This window comes from Allobosea sp. GW821-FHT10B12 (assembly GCF_059415545.1).
Genome location: NZ_JBWKNL010000007.1, coordinates 43,450 through 59,872, shown reverse-complemented (window position 1 = coordinate 59,872; position 16,423 = coordinate 43,450). Strand labels below are relative to the sequence as shown.

18 protein-coding genes are annotated in these 16,423 nt (G+C 67.1%); 9 read left to right on the top strand and 9 right to left on the bottom strand.

Features of this window, described 5'->3' with window-relative positions:
- Positions 1 to 3 precede the first annotated feature (3 nt).
- From AC07O0_RS22585 to AC07O0_RS22555, 7 genes are read right to left on the bottom strand one after another with little or no spacing between them, the layout of a single operon-like run.
- Positions 4 to 1,014, bottom strand: coding sequence for a WD40 repeat domain-containing protein (locus AC07O0_RS22585; protein WP_494625927.1), 1,011 nt, complete (start codon positions 1,012 to 1,014; stop codon positions 4 to 6).
- Positions 1,015 to 1,029: 15 nt separating this feature from the next.
- Positions 1,030 to 1,992 carry a CobW family GTP-binding protein gene (locus AC07O0_RS22580; RefSeq protein ID WP_494625926.1) on the bottom strand — a complete coding sequence of 321 codons (963 nt, stop codon included), beginning with the start codon at positions 1,990 to 1,992 and terminating at the stop codon, positions 1,030 to 1,032.
- Between the two features lie 43 nt (positions 1,993 to 2,035).
- Positions 2,036 to 2,944, bottom strand: a complete 909-nt coding sequence (locus tag AC07O0_RS22575) for a metal ABC transporter substrate-binding protein (RefSeq protein ID WP_494625925.1) — start codon at positions 2,942 to 2,944, stop codon at positions 2,036 to 2,038.
- 36 nt (positions 2,945 to 2,980) lie between these two features.
- Complete coding sequence (locus tag AC07O0_RS22570) at positions 2,981 to 3,856, bottom strand: metal ABC transporter permease (protein WP_494625924.1); 876 nt, start codon at positions 3,854 to 3,856, stop codon at positions 2,981 to 2,983.
- A 24-nt stretch (positions 3,857 to 3,880) separates the two neighbouring features.
- Positions 3,881 to 4,627 carry a zinc ABC transporter ATP-binding protein AztA gene (gene aztA / locus AC07O0_RS22565; RefSeq protein WP_494625923.1) on the bottom strand — a complete coding sequence of 249 codons (747 nt, stop codon included), beginning with the start codon at positions 4,625 to 4,627 and terminating at the stop codon, positions 3,881 to 3,883.
- Between the two features lie 13 nt (positions 4,628 to 4,640).
- Positions 4,641 to 4,787, bottom strand: coding sequence for a hypothetical protein (locus tag AC07O0_RS22560; RefSeq protein WP_494625922.1), 147 nt, complete (start codon positions 4,785 to 4,787; stop codon positions 4,641 to 4,643).
- A gap of 43 nt (positions 4,788 to 4,830) precedes the next feature.
- Entirely contained in the window at positions 4,831 to 5,520 is a 690-nt protein-coding gene (locus tag AC07O0_RS22555) for a DUF2161 domain-containing phosphodiesterase (protein WP_494626287.1), read from the bottom strand.
- Positions 5,521 to 5,653: 133 nt separating this feature from the next.
- On the opposite strand from AC07O0_RS22555, the gene AC07O0_RS22550 reads away from it, so the two are divergent.
- Positions 5,654 to 5,917 (top strand): hypothetical protein, encoded by a 264-nt coding sequence (locus AC07O0_RS22550; protein WP_494625921.1) that lies wholly within the window; start codon positions 5,654 to 5,656, stop codon positions 5,915 to 5,917.
- A 153-nt stretch (positions 5,918 to 6,070) separates the two neighbouring features.
- Here the strand turns inward: AC07O0_RS22550 and AC07O0_RS22545 are convergent, their stop codons facing one another.
- Complete coding sequence (locus tag AC07O0_RS22545) at positions 6,071 to 7,693, bottom strand: OpgD/OpgG family glucan biosynthesis protein (RefSeq protein ID WP_494625920.1); 1,623 nt, start codon at positions 7,691 to 7,693, stop codon at positions 6,071 to 6,073.
- A gap of 267 nt (positions 7,694 to 7,960) precedes the next feature.
- Here AC07O0_RS22545 and AC07O0_RS22540 point away from each other — a divergent pair, with 267 nt between their 5' ends.
- From AC07O0_RS22540 to AC07O0_RS22530, 3 genes are all read left to right on the top strand, one after another.
- A complete protein-coding gene (locus AC07O0_RS22540) occupies positions 7,961 to 8,890 on the top strand; it encodes a TAXI family TRAP transporter solute-binding subunit (protein WP_494626285.1) in 930 nt (309 codons plus the stop codon).
- A 113-nt stretch (positions 8,891 to 9,003) separates the two neighbouring features.
- On the top strand, positions 9,004 to 11,163 hold the full coding sequence (locus AC07O0_RS22535; RefSeq protein ID WP_494625919.1) for a TRAP transporter permease: 2,160 nt from the start codon (positions 9,004 to 9,006) through the stop codon (positions 11,161 to 11,163).
- A complete protein-coding gene (locus AC07O0_RS22530; RefSeq protein ID WP_494625918.1) occupies positions 11,160 to 11,522 on the top strand; it encodes a DUF1850 domain-containing protein in 363 nt (120 codons plus the stop codon). The genes AC07O0_RS22535 and AC07O0_RS22530 overlap by 4 nt, the downstream gene beginning before the upstream one ends.
- 3 nt (positions 11,523 to 11,525) lie before the next feature.
- On the opposite strand, the gene AC07O0_RS22525 is transcribed toward AC07O0_RS22530, so the two are convergent.
- Positions 11,526 to 11,765 (bottom strand): hypothetical protein, encoded by a 240-nt coding sequence (locus AC07O0_RS22525; RefSeq protein WP_454028090.1) that lies wholly within the window; start codon positions 11,763 to 11,765, stop codon positions 11,526 to 11,528.
- A gap of 112 nt (positions 11,766 to 11,877) precedes the next feature.
- On the opposite strand from AC07O0_RS22525, the gene AC07O0_RS22520 reads away from it, so the two are divergent.
- From AC07O0_RS22520 to AC07O0_RS22500, 5 genes are read left to right on the top strand one after another with little or no spacing between them, the layout of a single operon-like run.
- Positions 11,878 to 13,467: a gamma-glutamyltransferase family protein gene (locus AC07O0_RS22520; RefSeq protein WP_494625917.1), complete on the top strand. Its 1,590-nt coding sequence runs from the start codon at positions 11,878 to 11,880 to the stop codon at positions 13,465 to 13,467.
- Positions 13,468 to 13,494: 27 nt separating this feature from the next.
- Positions 13,495 to 14,691 (top strand): amidase, encoded by a 1,197-nt coding sequence (locus tag AC07O0_RS22515; RefSeq protein ID WP_494625916.1) that lies wholly within the window; start codon positions 13,495 to 13,497, stop codon positions 14,689 to 14,691.
- Between the two features lie 13 nt (positions 14,692 to 14,704).
- Entirely contained in the window at positions 14,705 to 15,337 is a 633-nt protein-coding gene (gene nthA / locus AC07O0_RS22510; protein ID WP_494625915.1) for a nitrile hydratase subunit alpha, read from the top strand.
- Positions 15,334 to 15,993, top strand: coding sequence for a nitrile hydratase subunit beta (gene nthB / locus AC07O0_RS22505; protein WP_494625914.1), 660 nt, complete (start codon positions 15,334 to 15,336; stop codon positions 15,991 to 15,993). The genes nthA and nthB overlap by 4 nt, the downstream gene beginning before the upstream one ends.
- Positions 15,980 to 16,363 carry a nitrile hydratase accessory protein gene (locus AC07O0_RS22500; protein WP_494625913.1) on the top strand — a complete coding sequence of 128 codons (384 nt, stop codon included), beginning with the start codon at positions 15,980 to 15,982 and terminating at the stop codon, positions 16,361 to 16,363. The genes nthB and AC07O0_RS22500 overlap by 14 nt, the downstream gene beginning before the upstream one ends.
- Positions 16,364 to 16,423 lie beyond the last annotated feature (60 nt).

Here is a 16,423-nt window from a genome sequence, read left to right as displayed (position 1 = left end):
TCCTCAGCCGCCCGGCAGCGTCAGCACGCCGGCAGCGCCGTCTTCGGCGCCGAAGGCCAGGCGCTTGCCAAGCTTGTCCCAGGCGAAGGCGGTGATGCCGCTGCCGCGCTGCGCCGGCCGTACCAGCAATTCCGAGGCGTCGGTCAGCCGGATCATCAGGATGCAGCCATCGTCATAGCCGACGGCCAGCACCAGCGCCTTCGGATGGAAGGCGACGCGGGTGACTTTGGCATGGCGCGCCCCGCATTCACGCGGCGCCTTGCCCGTCGGCCCCTCACCCTGGAACGGCCAGACGATCGCGGCGTCCGCGCCACTGGAGGCAAGCCAGAGCCCGTCATGCGACCAGGACAGCGAGCGGGGCTTGGCCGGATAGCCGGTCATGCGCATATGGTTCGGCTTCTCGCCGAGGCGCCAGCCATGCAGCGCGTTCTCCTGCATGGCCGTGACGACGAAGCGCCCGTCCGGCGACCAAGTCACGTCGAGATGCGAGCCCTTCCATTCCAGGAAATCGGGCCTGGCCTCGGTGTTGGGATACCAGAGCAGCACGCCGTTCATCTGCGCGATCGCGAGGCGGTAGCCCTTCGGCGCGAGGCTGAGGCCCTGCGGCGTCGAGGCGACATCGATCGACCTGAGCTTGCCCTTGTCGTCGCGGGCCTGGACATCGCGACCGCTGTTCCAGGCGAGGCTGCCGGAGGGCGATACCGTGACGGCGTCGATCCAGCGCCGCTTCGGATCGCGTGCAAGCTCCTCCGGCGCGCCATCGGCTGCTGTCGCGACGACACGGCCGTCATCGCCGCCGCTGATCAGGCGCGCGCCGTCCGAGGCAGCGCAGAGCAAACCGCCGGCATGCGCTTCGACAGCCTCCGTCTCGCCGTCGCGCCAGCGCAGCACGCGCCCGTCCGAGAGGGCGAGCGCCAGCGTCTGCTTCAGCCAGACTGCGCCGACGACATGTTCGCCGGCTTCGATGGGAACGACATGCTCGCGCAGCGAGACGGGTTTGGTGATGGTTTCCATAGCCTTGGCTTTAGCTCAAGCCGCGCAGGCCATGAACCCCTTTCGCAGTGCCGCCTCGTCGAGATCGCGGCCGATGAAGACGAGGCGCGATTCGCGCGTCTCGCCAGACTTCCAGTCGCGCTGCAGGTCGCCGTCGAGGATCATGTGCACGCCCTGGAAGACGAAGCGGCGCGGCTCGTCCTTGAAGGCGAGGATGCCCTTGGAGCGCAGGATGTTCGGGCCCTGCACCTGGCTGATGTCGTTGATCCACGGCATGAACTTGTCGGGGTCGACATCGCCGGGGATGGTGAAGGACATCGAGCGGACGTCCTCGGAATGATGGTGATGGTGGCCGGCCTCGAGGAAATCCGGCTCGATGTCGAGGATGCGGTCGAGATCGAATGCGTTGCGGTCAAGCAGCTCGGCTATCGGCAGGTCGCAGCGCGTCGTCTTGTGTAGCTTGGCATAGGGGTTGATCGCGCGGATCGTCGTCTCGACCTCGGCTAGCTCCTCAGGCGTCACCAGATCCGTCTTGTTCAGGATGATCACGTCGGCGAAGGCGATCTGGTTCTTGGCTTCCGGCGCATCCTTGAGCCGATCCTTCAGCCACTTGGCGTCAGTGACGGTCACGACCGCGTCGAGCTTGGTGGCGTCGCCGACATCCTGGTCGACGAAGAAGGTCTGGGCGACCGGGGCGGGGTCGGCGAGGCCGGTGGTCTCGACGATGATCGCGTCGAACTTGCCCTTGCGCTTCATCAGGCCGTCGAGGATGCGGATCAGGTCGCCGCGCACCGTGCAGCAGATGCAGCCATTGTTCATCTCGAACACTTCCTCGTCGGCGCCGACGACGAGGTCGCCGTCGATGCCGGTCTCGCCGAACTCGTTGACGATCACGGCGAATTTCTTGCCGTGGTCCTCGGTGAGGATGCGGTTGAGGAGCGTGGTCTTGCCGGCGCCCAGATAGCCGGTGAGCACCGTGACGGGAATCTTCTCGGACATGGGAAACGACCTGGTTGGTGGCGCTGCGATGATCGCGACCCGGTCAGGCCGGGCCGGCGACGAGCGCCTTCTCGATCTGGCTTATATTGTGTTTCATCATCGCGATGTAAGTCCCGGCGGGACCACCAGCGGCCGAGAGCGCATCCGAATAGAGCCGCCCGCCGATCTTCGCGCCGCTCTCTTTGGCGATCTGTTCGGCCAGGCGCGGATTGGTGATGTTCTCGAGGAACACCGCCGGCACCTTCTCCGCCTTGATCTGGCGGATGATGCGGGCGACGTCCTTGGCCGAGGCCTCGGCCTCGGTCGAGACGCCCTGCGGCGCGATGAACGCGATGCCGTAGGCCTTGGCGAAATAGCCGAAAGCATCATGCGAGGTGATCGCCTTGCGCCGGTCGGCCGGAATGCGCGCGACGGTCGCTTTGATTTCGGCTTCGAGCGCATCGAGTTTGGCGAGATAGGCGGCAGCGTTGGCCTCGTAGGCGACCTTCCCAGCCGGGTCGGCTGCGATCAGCGCATCGCGGACATTGCCGACATAGAGTTTGGCGTTGGCGACGCTCTGCCAGGCATGCGGATCCTCGCCGCCATGGCCGTGGCCGTGATCGTCAGCCATCTTCAGCGGCGTGATGCCGGTGGTCGCCGTCGCGACCGTCGCCTTGGTGCCGGACGACTTCACCAGCCGGGTCAGCCAGCCCTCGAATTTCAGCCCGTTGACGACGACGAGCTTGGCGCCCGCGACCGTCTTGGCGTCGGCCGGCGTCGGCGAATAGACATGGGCGTCGCCATCGGGGCCAACGAGGAGCGATACCGCGACCCGCTCGCCGCCGATCTCGCGCACGAAATCGCCGAGGATCGAGAAGCTCGCAACGACGGAGAGCTTCTCCTGGGCAAGCGCCGGCAATGGCAGGACGCCACTGGCGGCAAGGCAGAGGAGGACGGAGCGGCGGTTCAGCATGGCATCTCTCGCGCTATATGAAACACTATAACATAACTAGCGCTGGAGATGAGCCTTCGGCAAGAGCCGTCGCGCAAGCCCGCCCTGCGATCCCAGCAGGAGCGAGCCGAGATAGAGCGCGCCGGCCGAGAGGATGATCGCCGGCCCGGCCGGGAGATTGCTGCCGGCGGCATAGGAGGCGACGAGGCCGATATAGCCCGAGGCCATGCCGAAGCCGCTCGCGAGCAGGATCAGCCGGGTGATATCGGCGGTCCAGAAACGGGCCGCGGCCGCCGGGAGCATCATCAGGCCAACGGCGAGCAGCGTGCCGAGCGCATGGAAGCCGGCGACGAGATTGATCACGACGAGGCCGAGAAACGTCAGATGGACGAAGCCGCCGGAGCGGCTGACCGAGCGCAGGAAGCCGGGATCGACGCATTCGAGCACGAGCGGTCGATAGGCCAGCGCCAGCACGCCGAGCGTCAGGCTGGCGACGCCGGAAAGCAGGATCAGCACATCGTCGTCGAGCGCCAGCACATTGCCGAACAGGACATGGAAGAGATCGACCGCCGAGCCGCGCAGCGAGACCAGGGTGACGCCGAGCGCCAGCGAGATCAGGTAGAAGGCAGCAAGCGAGGCGTCTTCCTTGAGTACGGTCACGCGCGCCACGGCGCCGGCAGCGAGGGCGACGGTGAAGCCCGCGACGAGGCCGCCCAGCGTCATCGCCGGCAGCGAGAAGCCGGCGACGAGATAGCCGAGCGCGGCGCCGGGCAGGATCGCATGCGCCATGGCATCGCCGGTCAGGCTCATCCGCCGCAGCATCAGGAAGACACCGACAGGGGCGCCGGAGACCGAGAGCGCGATCACGCCGACCAGAGCGCGGCGCATGAAGTCGAATTCGGCGAAGGGGCCGATCAGCAGGTCGTAGAACATCGGCCTTGTCTTGGGTCTGGACGATCAGGCGGCGCAGGGCGCTGCGTGGCTGTCGAAAGCTTCGACCATGCGCCGCGCCTTGAGCAGATTGTTCGCCGTCAGCACTTCGCCGGTTTCGCCCCAGGCGATCGCCTCGCGCGCCAGCAGCAGCGTCTGCGGGAAGGCACGCTTCACCGTCTCGATGTCGTGCAGCACGGCGATCACGGTGCGGTTCTCGCCATGCCAGCGCTGGACCAGCGCCAGCAGATCGGCGCTGGTGCGCGCATCGATCGCGGTGAAGGGCTCGTCGAGCAGGATGATGTCGGCGTCCTGGAGCAGGAGCCGGGCGAAGAGCGCGCGCTGCATCTGCCCGCCCGAGAGCGTACCGATGCTGCGGCTCTCGAAACCGGTGAGGCCGACCGCGGCGATCGCCGCCTCGATCTTGCTGCGCTGACCGAAACCGATCTTGCCGAAAATGCCGGCGGCGCCCCACAGGCCCATGGCGACGAGATCGTAGACATGGATCGGGAAGGAACGGTCGAGCTCGGCCGATTGCGGCAGATAGGCGAGGCGCTTGCCCTTGGCGAGCGTCACCGTGCCGTCGAGCGGCGAGAGCGCGCCGGCGATGGCCTTGAGCAGGGTCGATTTGCCGGCGCCGTTCGGCCCGACGATCGCCGTCAGGCTGCCCGGCGCGATCTCGCCGGAGAGATGATGCACCGCCGGATGGCGGTCATAGCCGAGGGTCAGATCGCTGAAACGGATGGCGGGCACGGGTCCGGTACTCTTGTTCACGCCAGATTCTTCATCACGCAATGACGGCGAAGGTCGCCGCCCACAGCACCAGGATCACGCCGAAGGCCAGGCCGAGCCTTTGCCCGGCCGACAGCCGCAACAGCGACCAGCCAGGAACCTCGGCGGCAGGCTGGCGGTGATGCGCATGATGATGAGCCATGCGGAATGATATAATGTTACGCGCAATCGAAGACAAGCAGATCTCAAGCGGGCAGCTGGTCCTGCTCTTCGACAACGGACGAAGGCGGAGACATCCACTGGGCCACCGCGCTGCGCCCTGTTGCAGTGAGCGCGTAAATCCCACGTCCCGAACGCTCGAACCAGCCATAGACGTTCCGATGCAGGATCTTCTGCACATCGGGGCAGGACGGCTTGAGATCGCGTGGCCGTTGCGGGGCGGCCGTCATGGCCGCGGCGCAGGCCAGCGCCTGCTGGCGATAGGCCGTCATGATCGGCTTGCGCGTACTGCCGCCCATCGCGGGATCCCCCTGACGCCGCCGGTGCTCATCGACCAGCCGTGAGCGCCGCCGCGGGTCTTTCCGGGGTGCCGGCGCAACCGGAGAAACGAGCACCGCGACCTCGCCCGTCCTGCTGACACCCAGCAGGCCGAAACCGAGCCGCCGACAGAGATTGCGATATCTCGGATCGCTCTCTCGTCCCTTGCCCCTGGTCGAGAGCTGTGCGGCCAGCCAGATTTCGTCGCCGACACTCATGCGGTCGACGCCCTGCAGGATGAGTTCGAGGTTGAAGCTCAGTTTCAGCTCGCCGATCACCACCACGGCCGGGTCGTCATCCCGCAGCGCGACGAGATCGCAATGTCCGACCTCGCCCTTCACAGAATAGCCGAGGCCTTCGAGGAAGCGTTTGACCGGAACGTAGAGAGACGTTTCCATACGGCACCCTGGACCAGTAGATGCTTCCATATGCCGTGCGAGTGGTTTCGGAGAGGCAAACGCCGCCGAGGATGCGCCCGCCCGATATCGGCGCTATCTCCTGTCTCGATTGCAGCCGAACAGGAGCGTGCCAGTGAGTGCCGAGCGGGTGACCTTCAAGGCGATACGCGGCGGCGTCGCGACCAAGATAACAGCCGATGCGATCGAGATCGGCCTGCCTGACGGGCTGAGCTTCCGGATCATGGCCTTTGCCGGTCGCAAAGGCTCTGCCGTCCTGCACATGCCCGCCGACGACCCGCAGGCGCCGAGCTTCGACGTGTTCTGCGTCGAGCCCGGTGCTGCCAACACGCTGTTCATCTCCGTCGACCGGGCTCAGAAGCGCCAGATCGAAGGGTAGCGGTCTCGGCCCGGAACCTGCCCTGAAACTCGCTGCGGCGCGCCAGATGGCGGTGGTTTCGAGAACCGGAGCGCAGCGGACATCGGTCCGTGAGCACCGGAAGCGCAGAAAGCGCCGCTAGATGGCCGCCGCAGTAGAGTTTCGGGGCAGGTTTCAGCCCGGCCAGTACTGATACAGCCAGGTCTCGGTCAGCACCTTGTCGCCGCCGCGCAGGAAGCAGCGCATCTCGACCGGGTCGGTGCCGTCGACGGTGAGGTCGAACTGCGCCCGCCAATGGCCGGGAACATCGTTCGGCACCGCCTCGGCGAAGATATAGGAGAAGCTGCCGCGTGAGGCCGACAGCACCACCTCGGGCTTGACCCCGAACGGGATGTCCTCGAGCGCCGGCCCCTTGAATTCGATCATGAACTTGCGCACGCCCTTGGGCCGGGTCGTGCCGGGCTGGCCACCATTGCCGAGCCTGGTCGCGACGACGCGGCCGAGCGCCGGCGGGAAGGGCTCATCGGCGAGCCAGTGCAGCCGATAGCGGAAACTATAAGCGTTGCCGGCCTTCGCCGGCGCCTCCGGCACCCACATCGCGACGATATTGTCGTGGATCTCGTCGTCGGTCGGGATTTCGATCAGCTGGACCGCACCCTTGCCCCATTGGCCGAGTGTCTCGATCCAGAGGCTGGGGCGGCGCTCATAGAAGACGCCATCGAGATAGTGGCCGATTTCGCGGTCGCGCTGCATCAGCCCGAAGCCGCGCGGGTTCTCGTCGACGAAGGACGAGGCGACGGTGCGCTGCGGATTGTTGAGCGGGCGCCAGGCCCGCTCGCCGCTGCCGGTCCAGAGCGCGAGCCCATCGGAATCGTGCACCTCCGGCCGCCAATCGACCATGGTCACCTTCGCCGTCTCGGAATACCAGTACATTGAGGTCAGCGGTGCGACGCCGAGCCGGGCGACATCCTTGCGCAGGTGCAGCTCCTGCTCGATCTCCATATCGACGCCCTTGCCGCGATGCATGCGGAAGCGGAAGGCGCCGGCGACGCTCGGCCCCGAGAGCAGGGCGTAGACGACCACGTACTCGGCCGCTTCGCCCGGCGTCTCCAGCCAGACATGGGTGAAATCCGGAAATTCCTCCGGCCGGTCGCCGACCGCCGGGTCGACGGCGAGGCCGCGGGCCGAGAGTCCGTATTGGTAGAGTTCGCCGATGGCGCGGAAATAGGAGGCGCCGAGGAAGGCGACCCAGTCGTTCTTCTGCCAGTCGAGCTTCTCGCCCTTGCGGCCAGGATGGCCGGAGCGGCTCTCCTGGAAGCGGAAGCCGGCAAAACCGGCACCCGGCGGCAATTGCTTGGCCGGGGAATCGGCCGGCATCTCGAAATAGCTCTCGTCGTAGACGATCTCGCGCGCCTTGCCGTCGTCGAGGACGTGCATGCGCACCGGCTTCTGGAAGTAGCGGCCGAGATGGAAGAAGGTCACCGGCCAGGGCGACGGGCCATTGGCCCAGAGCGCCAGCTCCGGCTTGAACTTGATCTTGCCATGGGCGTCGTAGTCGATCTTCTCGAGCACGTCGGGCTTGGGGTTCGGCGGCGGCTCGTAGGGCTTGCCGGCGAGATCGCGAGCGCGCGCCTTCAAGCCATCGAAGGAGAAGGCTTCGGCGGTGCCGAGCTTCAGCCCCTGCTGCGCCAGCGCCTGGCCGGAGAAACCTGTTGCGGCGAGGGCGGCCGTGCCGGCCGCGCCTGCGAGCAGCGTGCGGCGGTCGATCAGGGGCATGGTCGGCTGTCGCGGCTGCATCGGGCGGGGCGCTCCATCGGGGGAAAGATCGGAAGATGGTGTTTCCGGCTAGCCTGTCCAGCCGGCGAGGGCAATCTCCTGAGCTTCCTGGCACCAGCAGGGCGGAAATCGCGCGCAATCGCGGCAATCCAAGCGGCTAGAGCTTTGGAACAACTTTTCTTTCTCCCCGCGAACGGCCTACAACAAGGAAAGTCCGGCCGTCCGAGCCGGATATATTCGGGAGGAACCATGACGACGCTGCTCGCCGGCCACCGCTTTGCCGGGCTCATGACTGCCGTGATCATCGCCGTGACGCCGGTCGCGGCCAAGGCGCAGGACTTCATCAACGTGCTGACCGGCGGCACCTCCGGCGTCTACTATCCGATGGGCGTCGCGCTCTCGAAGATCTACGGCGACAAGATCGCGAACACCCGCCCATCGGTGCAGGCGACCAAGGCCTCCGTCGAGAACCTCGTGCTGCTGCAGCAGGGCCGCGGCGAGATCGCCTTCACCCTTGGCGATTCCCTCGACGCCGCCTGGAAAGGCGACGAGGAGGCCGGCTTCAAGAGCCCGCTGAAGAAGCTGCGCGGCATCACCGCGATCTATCCGAACTATGTCCAGATCGTCGCCTCGAAGGAGAGCGGCATCAAGACGCTGGCCGACCTCAAGGGCAAGCGCCTCTCGGTCGGCGCGCCGAAATCCGGCACCGAGCTCAACGCCCGCGCGATCCTCGGCGCTGCGGGAATCACCTACAAGGATCTCGGCAAGATCGAGTACCTGCCCTTCGCCGAATCGGTCGAGCTGATGAAGAACCGCCAGCTCGACGCCACCCTGCAATCGGCCGGACTCGGCGTCGCCTCGATCCGCGACCTCGCGACCTCGGTCGAGATCGTCGTGGTCGAGGTGCCCAAGGCGGTGATCGACAAGGCCGGCCCGCCCTTCATCAGCGCGCCGATCCCGGCCAACACCTATGGCGGCCAGACCAGCGACGTGAACACCGCCGCCGTGGTCAACTACCTCGTCACCCATGAGGGGGTGAAGGAGGAGCTGGTCTACCAGATGACCAAGAACATCTTCGACAACCTCGGCGACCTCGCCGCCTCGCACTCGGCCGGCAAGTCGATCAAGCTTGAGAACGCGCTCGACGGCATGCCCGTGCCGCTGCATCCGGGCGCGGCGCGCTATCTCAAGGAAAAGGGCCTGAAGGTCGGCTCGTAAAGGCGTCATTCTCGGGCTCGTCCCGAGAATCTCATGACCAGCTAGCTGGTTTCAAAGATGCTCGGGTCAAGCCCGAGCATGACGGCGATTGGCTTTCGGGGATGGGCGGGGCGATGGCGCAGCAGACCACAGTGGCGGGAGCCGATACCGACCGGCTGCACGAGCTCTCCGGCGCGAGCGGTGCACCGATCGAGAACGAGGCGCTCGACAATTTCGAGCACGGCTTCCCGCCCGGCTTCGGCCCCGGCAGATGGGGCATGCTCGCCTATGGCGTCGCGCTCGCCTTCGCCTCTTTCCAGATCCTGATCTCGGCCTGGCATTTCCTGCCGAGCCAGGCGGTGCGCGGCGTCCACGTCGGCTTCCTGCTGCTGCTTTCCTTCGGCCTCGTCGCCAATTTCAAGGCGAAGACGGAAGCCGGGCGCTGGCTCGGCTGGGCGATCGGCCTCGTCGGATTCCTGGTCGGCCTCTACCAGCTGATCTTCTATGCCGACCTGATCCTGCGCGACGGCGACCCGACCGCGCTCGACCTCGTCGTCGGCTCCCTGCTCGCCATCCTGGTCTTCGAGGCCGCCAGGCGCCTGATGGGCAATGCGCTGCCGATCATGTGCGGCGCCTGCCTGCTCTACTGGTTCTTCGGCCAGTACCTGCCCTCGCCCTTCAATCATCGCGGCTACGGCTTCGATCAGATCATCGGCCATCTCTCCTTCGGCACCGAAGGGCTTTACGGCGTGCCGACCTATGTCTCGGCCACCTATATCTTCCTGTTCATCGTCTTCGGCTCCTTCCTCGAGAAGGCCGGGATGATCCACCTTTTCAACGACGTCTCGCTCGGCCTGTTCGGCGGCTCGCGCGGCGGGCCGGCCAAAGTCGCGGTGTTCTCCTCCGGCCTGATGGGCACGATCTCGGGCTCCGGCGTCGCCAATGTCGTCACCGTCGGCCAGTTCACCATTCCCCTGATGATCAAGTTCGGCTACCGGCGCGCCTTCGCCGCCGGCGTCGAGGCCACCGCCTCGATGGGCGGCCAGATCATGCCGCCGGTGATGGGCGCCGCCGCCTTCATCATGGCCGAGACGCTCGGCGTCGATTATTCCGAGATCGTCAAGGCCGCGGCGATTCCGGCGGTGCTCTACTTCGCCTCAGCCTTCTGGATGGTGCATCTGGAGGCCGGCAAATACGGCCTCAAGGGCATCGAACGCGCGCTGCTGCCGAGCCCGCTCAAGGCGCTGCGCGAGCGCTGGTATCTGGCGCTGCCCCTCGCTGTGCTCGTCGCCATGCTGTTCCATGGCTTCACGCCGCTCTTCGCCGGCACGATCGGCCTTGCTCTTACAGTCGGCCTGCTGCTCGGCGCCGGCATCGCGCTCGGCTTCAAGACGACGGCGCTGCGCGTGATCTTCTGGATCGGGCTCGGGCTGATCGCCGGTGCCCTGCTGCGCGAGGGCATGGATGTCCGCGTCGTCGGCGGCCTGATCCTGGCGCTCGTCCTGCTCAACGCCCTCACTCTCGGCGGCCGGGCGACGCTCGCCATCTGCCGCGACGCCCTCGCCGACGCCGCCAAGACGGCCCTGCCGGTCGGCATCGCCTGCGCCATCGTCGGCACCATCATCGGCCTGATGACGCAGACCGGCATCGGCACCACCTTCGGCGCCTGGATCATCGGACTCGGTAAGACCAGCCTGTTCCTGGCGCTGGTCCTGACCATGGTGCTCTCGATCCTGCTCGGCACCGGCATCCCGACGATCCCGACCTATATCATCGTCGCCGCGCTCGCCGCCCCGGCGCTGGAGAAGCTCGGCGTGCCGCTGATCGTCAGCCACATGTTCGCCTTCTACTACGGCATCATGGCCGATCTTTCCCCGCCGGTGGCACTGGCAGCCTTGGCGGCCGCGCCGATCGCCAAGGAGAACCCCGACAAGATCGGCTGGGAGGCGATGCGCGTCGCCCTCGCCGGCTATGTCATCCCCTTCATTGCCGTCTACTCGCCGGCGCTGATGCTGCAGCCGGGCGATCCGATGAGCGCGACGATCGGCTTCTGGCCGTCGGTCGTTTATGCGGTGATCAAGGCGAGCGTCGCCATCGGCCTGTTCGGCATGGTCGCGATCGGCTTCCTGTTCGGGCGGCTGAGCATGGTCGAGCGCGTGGCCAGCTTCGCCGCCGCGGTCTTCCTGTTCGGCGAATTCCCCTATAGCGACCCGCTCGGCTATGCGCTCGCAGGCGCGATCGTCGCTCGCCATTGGTGGGCCAATCGCACCGACGGGTTGGAAAAGCCGGCGTGATCTGCCTCGCCGCCGGGGCGCTGCTGATCCCGCTCGGCGCGAGCGAGATCACGCTATCCTGGCGGCATTCGGTGCAGAAATCGCTGTGGGAGGAGGTTTGGCAGCAAGGCCCCGAAGGCCTCGTCCTCGCCGAAGCCCGCGTGCAAGGCTCGGGCGCCGGCATGGATCCGCCCGATGGCGCCAAGCTCATCGACGGCTTCTGGCGCTGGAAACCGACACTGCCTGCGCTGCCGGAAATCGTGATGCGCCGCTCCGGCGCGACCGCCGACTGGCGGATCTGCGTGCAAGAGCGCTGCCGGCCGCTCGACGAATTGCTGCCGGCCGAAGCCGATCCTGTCGTGATGAAGCCGTGCGGCTGAGCCTCAGCTGCGGTGGGTCAGGCGCTCGATCTTCACGACCCGGCGCATGAAATTCACCAGACCATAGGCGGCGAGCACCGAGAACAGCCCCATCAGCACATAGGCGACGATCGGCCCGAGCTCGAACAGGCCGGCCAGCGCCCAGCCCGACGCCAGCGCGACGCCGAAAATCTCGACCGCGATCAGGATGGCGAGCGAGATCACCATGATCACATTGCGCCAGTTGGTGCGGCCAGCCGCCATGCTTCTATCCTCGGAACCCATGCACGGACCGCCTAGCCTAGCCGGCGCCGGCATGCAACAAAATCGCGCCTTCCAGCACATGGTCCCGCCTCACTCGAACGACAAGAACCTGATGCCCGATTCTCCGGTTTTCGCCTCCGCGGCCGTCGCAGCGCCCCACCGTCTCGCCTCCGAAGCTGGTCGCGCCATCCTTGCCGAGGGCGGCAATGCGATCGAGGCGATGGTCGCCATGGCCGCGACCATCGCGGTCGTCTATCCCCATATGAACGCGATCGGTGGCGACGGCTTCTGGCTGGTGCACGAGCCCGGCGGCAAGGTCCGTGCGATCGAGGCCTGCGGCCCGGCGGGGAGTCTGGCTACGATCGAGCGCTATCGCGAGAAGGGCCACGACACGCTGCCGGCGCGCGGCCCGGATGCGGCGATCACCGTCGCCGGCGCGATCGGCGGCTGGCAGGCGGCGCTTGCCCTGTCCGCCAGCCTCGGCGGCAAACTACCGCTGAAGGATTTGCTCACCGACGCGATCCACCATTGCGCCGAGGGTTACGATATCTCGGAGTCGGAGCTGCGCACCTGGCCGCAGGAAGTCGATGCGGTGAAGGCAGCGCCCGGCTTCAGCGAGTTCTTCTGGCCGGGCGGTGAACGCCCCAAGACCGGCGACCGGCGTAAGCCCGCGGCGCTTTGCGCGACGCTGGAGCAGCTTTCCCATACCGGGCTCGACGATTTCTATCGCGGCGATATCGGCCGCGAGCTCGCCGAGGACCTCGCGCGTATCGGCGCCCCGATCACCCGCGCCGATCTCGAAGCCTTCCGCGCCCGCACCGTCCAGGCGCTATCGCTGAAGCTGCCGGGCCTCACCGTCTACAATTTCCCGCCGCCGACGCAGGGGCTAACCGCCCTGATGATCCTCGGCATCTTCGAAAAGCTCGGCGTCACCCGGCCGGAGAGCTTCGACCACCATCACGGGCTGGTCGAGGCTGTGAAGCGGGCCCTCGCCATCCGCGACAAAGTCGTCACCGACCCCGCCTTCATGACGATCGATCCGGCGAGCCTTTTGACCGAAGCAGCCCTGGAGCGCGAGGCGGCGAAGATCGACCGCAAGCGTGCCGCGAGCTGGCCGTTCCGGCCCGGCGAGGGCGACACGATCTGGATGGGCGCGATCGACGGCTCCGGCCTCGCCGTGTCCTATATCCAGTCGCTCTACTGGGAATACGGCTCCGGCTGCATCCTGCCCAAGACCGGCGTCAACTGGCAGAACCGCGGCGTCTCCTTCTCGCTCGATGCCAAGGCGCTCAACCCGCTGACGCCCGGCCGCAAGCCCTTCCACACGCTCAACCCGCCGCTCGCCCGCTTCGACGATGGCCGGATCATGAGCTATGGCGCGATGGGCGGCGACGGTCAGCCGCAATTCCAGGCGCAGATTCTGTCGCGCTACCGTTTCGGCCAGGGAGTCGCCGATGCCGTCGACGCGCCGCGCTGGCTCTTCGGCCGGACTTGGGGCGCCGGCTCGATCTCACTCAAGCTTGAGAACCGCTTCGACCCGATGCTGCTGGCACGGCTGACCGCCGCCGGCCATCCGGTCGAGGAATACAGCGAGGCCTATTCCGACCAGTTCGGCCATGCCGGCATGCTGGTGAAGCACCAGAAGGGCCATGTCGAGGCAACGCATGATCCGCGCTCGGACGGCGACGCCCGCGGCGTCTGATTGAGATCTGGGGGGATCTGAGAACACATGATCGAAAACGACCCGTTCCGCTGCTTCGTGCCTTATCCGGACGCGCCGATGAAGCATGCTTCCTCCGGCCCGCTCTCCGGGCTGACGCTCGCGGTCAAGGACCTGTTCGACGTCAAGGGCTATCCGACCGGCGCGGGCTCGCCGACCGTACTGGCGCTGTCGGGGATCAAGACCAAGACCGCGCCGATCGTGAAGGCGTTTTTGGAGGCCGGCGCCCGCTTCGTCGGCAAGACCCATACCGACGAGCTCGCCTTCTCGCTCAACGGCAAGAACGCCCATTTCGGCTCACCCATCAATCCGGCAGCACCGGACCGCATCACCGGCGGCTCGTCTTCGGGCTCCATGGCGGCGGTCGCCGGGCGGCTCGCCGATATCGGCCTCGGCTCCGACACCGGCGGCTCGGTCCGGGCGCCGGCCAGCTATGGCGGTCTGTTCGGCATCCGCCCGACGCATGGCCGGCTGTCGCTGAAGCGCGCCTGGCCGCTGGCGGAGAGCTTGGACACCGCCGGCTTCTTCGCCCGGGATGGCGAGGTCTTCGCCCGCGCCGCCAACGCCGTGCTCGGCAAGGACAAAGTGACGCTGCCGGAAGCGCCGCGTCTTCTCCTTGCCGACGATCTGTTTTCCCAGGCCGTGCCGGAGGCCGAGCGCATCCTGCGCAATGTCGTGCAGCGCATCGTGCCGATTCTCGGCCAGCCCGAGGTCGTGCGCGCCGTCAGCGACATGGACGCGCTCTATTGGGCCTTCCGCTGGATCCAGGGCCGCGAGGGCTGGGAGGCGGATGGCGCGATGATCGAGCGTCACGCCATGCCGCTCGGACCCGGCGTCGCCGAGCGCTTCGCCTTCGGCAAGGCGGTCAGCGACGCCGAAGTCGCGCGCGGCGACAGCGTGCGCAAGGCCTTCCGCGCGAAGCTCGCCAAGCTGCTCGGCAAGGACGGCGTGCTGATGCTGCCGACGGTGCCCGATGTCGCGCCGCTGGTCAGCGCCGGCGAGCCCGAGCTCGAGGATTTCCGCAACCGTGCCCTGCGCCTGCTCTGCCTTGCGGGCTTGTCCGGCTTCCCGCAGATTTCGATCCCGGTAGCCCATCGCGACGACGCCCCGCTGGGCTTGTCGGTGATCGGCCCGAAGGGCTCGGACAAGTCGCTCGTCGCCTTCGCCGTGAGGTTCGAGCGGGCGGCGCGGATCAGGCTGGCATGACGAGGAGGGCCCGATGAGCGGCCACGACCATCACCACCATCATGACCATGAGCATGACAACCACTTCACCCCGATCGAAGCGCGGGTGAAAGCGCTGGAATCGCTGATGGTCGAGAAGGGCTATGTCGACCCCAGCGCGCTCGACGCAATCATCGACACCTACGAGACCAAGATCGGCCCGCGCAACGGCGCCCGCGTCGTCGCCAAGGCCTGGAGCGATCCGGCCTATGCCGCGCGCCTGAAGGCGGACGGCACGGCGGCCGTTGCCGAGCTCGGCTATGGCGGGCGCGGCGGCGAGCACATCGTCGCTTGCTTCAATACGCCCGAAGAGCACAACCTCATCGTCTGCACGCTGTGCTCCTGCTATCCGTGGCCGGTGCTCGGTCTGCCGCCGGTCTGGTACAAATCGCCGCCCTATCGATCGAAGGCGGTGATCGACCCGCGCGGCACGCTCGCCGATTTCGGCGTGACCCTGCCGGAAGGCCAGCGCATCCGCGTCTGGGATTCGACCGCCGAGACCCGCTTCATCGTCGTGCCGATGCGCCCTGCTGGCACCGAAGGCTGGAGCGAGGACGAACTGGCGTCGATCGTCAACCGCGACTCGATGATCGGTGTCGGCCTGCCCTCCCCTGGGGATAAGCCATGAACAGCGCTCACGACCTCGGCGGCCAGATGGGCTTCGGCCCGGTCGTGCCCGAGAAGGACGAGCCGATCTTCCATGCCGACTGGGAGAAGAAGGTCCTGGCGATCAATGTCGCTGCCGGCGCGATGGGCGCCTGGACCATCGATGGCATCCGCCATGCCCGCGAGAGCCTGCCGCCAGCGCAGTATCTGTCGTCGAGCTACTACCAGATCTGGCTGGCGGCGCTCGACAAGGTGCTGGTCGAGCAGGGCTTCCTCAGCAAGGACGAGCTGGCATCGGGCGTCGCCGACAGCACGCGCCGGGAGCCCAAGCGCGTGCTCAAGGGCGAGGAGGTGCCTACCGTCCTGCGCCGCGGCTTCCCCTATGAACGCGAGGCGGCTGCGCCGGCCCGCTTCAAGGTCGGCGACAAGGTCCGCACCATCGTGATGCACCCGCAGCACCACACCCGCCTGCCGCGCTATGCCCGCGGCAAGCAGGGTGTCGTCGAGCTCGTCACCGGCTGCCATGTCTTCCCCGATACCGGCGCCCATGGCGCGCCCGAGACGGCGCAATGGCTCTACACAGTCGTCTTCACCGGGCCGGAGCTCTGGGGCCGCGACGCCGATCCGACGACAACCGTCAGCATCGAGGCCTGGGAGAGTTATCTTGAGCCGGCCTGACGCTGCACTGGCCGAGGCGCTCGCCGCTGGCACGCCGATCCCGCGCGATGCCGAGGGACCGGTCTTCGCCGAACCTTGGCAGGCGCAGGCCTTCGCCCTCGTCGTCGCGCTGCAGAACCGCGGCGTCTTCAGCGCCGATGAATGGGCGCAGGCGCTCGGCGGCGAGATCCGCGAAGCCCTGGCCAATGGCGGCTGCCGCGACGGCTCGGACTATTACGAGCGCTGGTGCGAGGCGCTGGAGCACCTCCTGATCGAGAAGGGCCTCGCCTCGCATGACGGCGTCGACGCCCGCGCCGCCGCCTGGGAACGGGCCGCCGAGGCGACGCCGCACGGCAAGCCGATCCTGCTGGAGAACGACCCGCTGCGCTGAACGCGGCTTTGCATCCTCGTCACGAAGCGCAACTATGCCGGCAACGCCCGAGAACGGGGC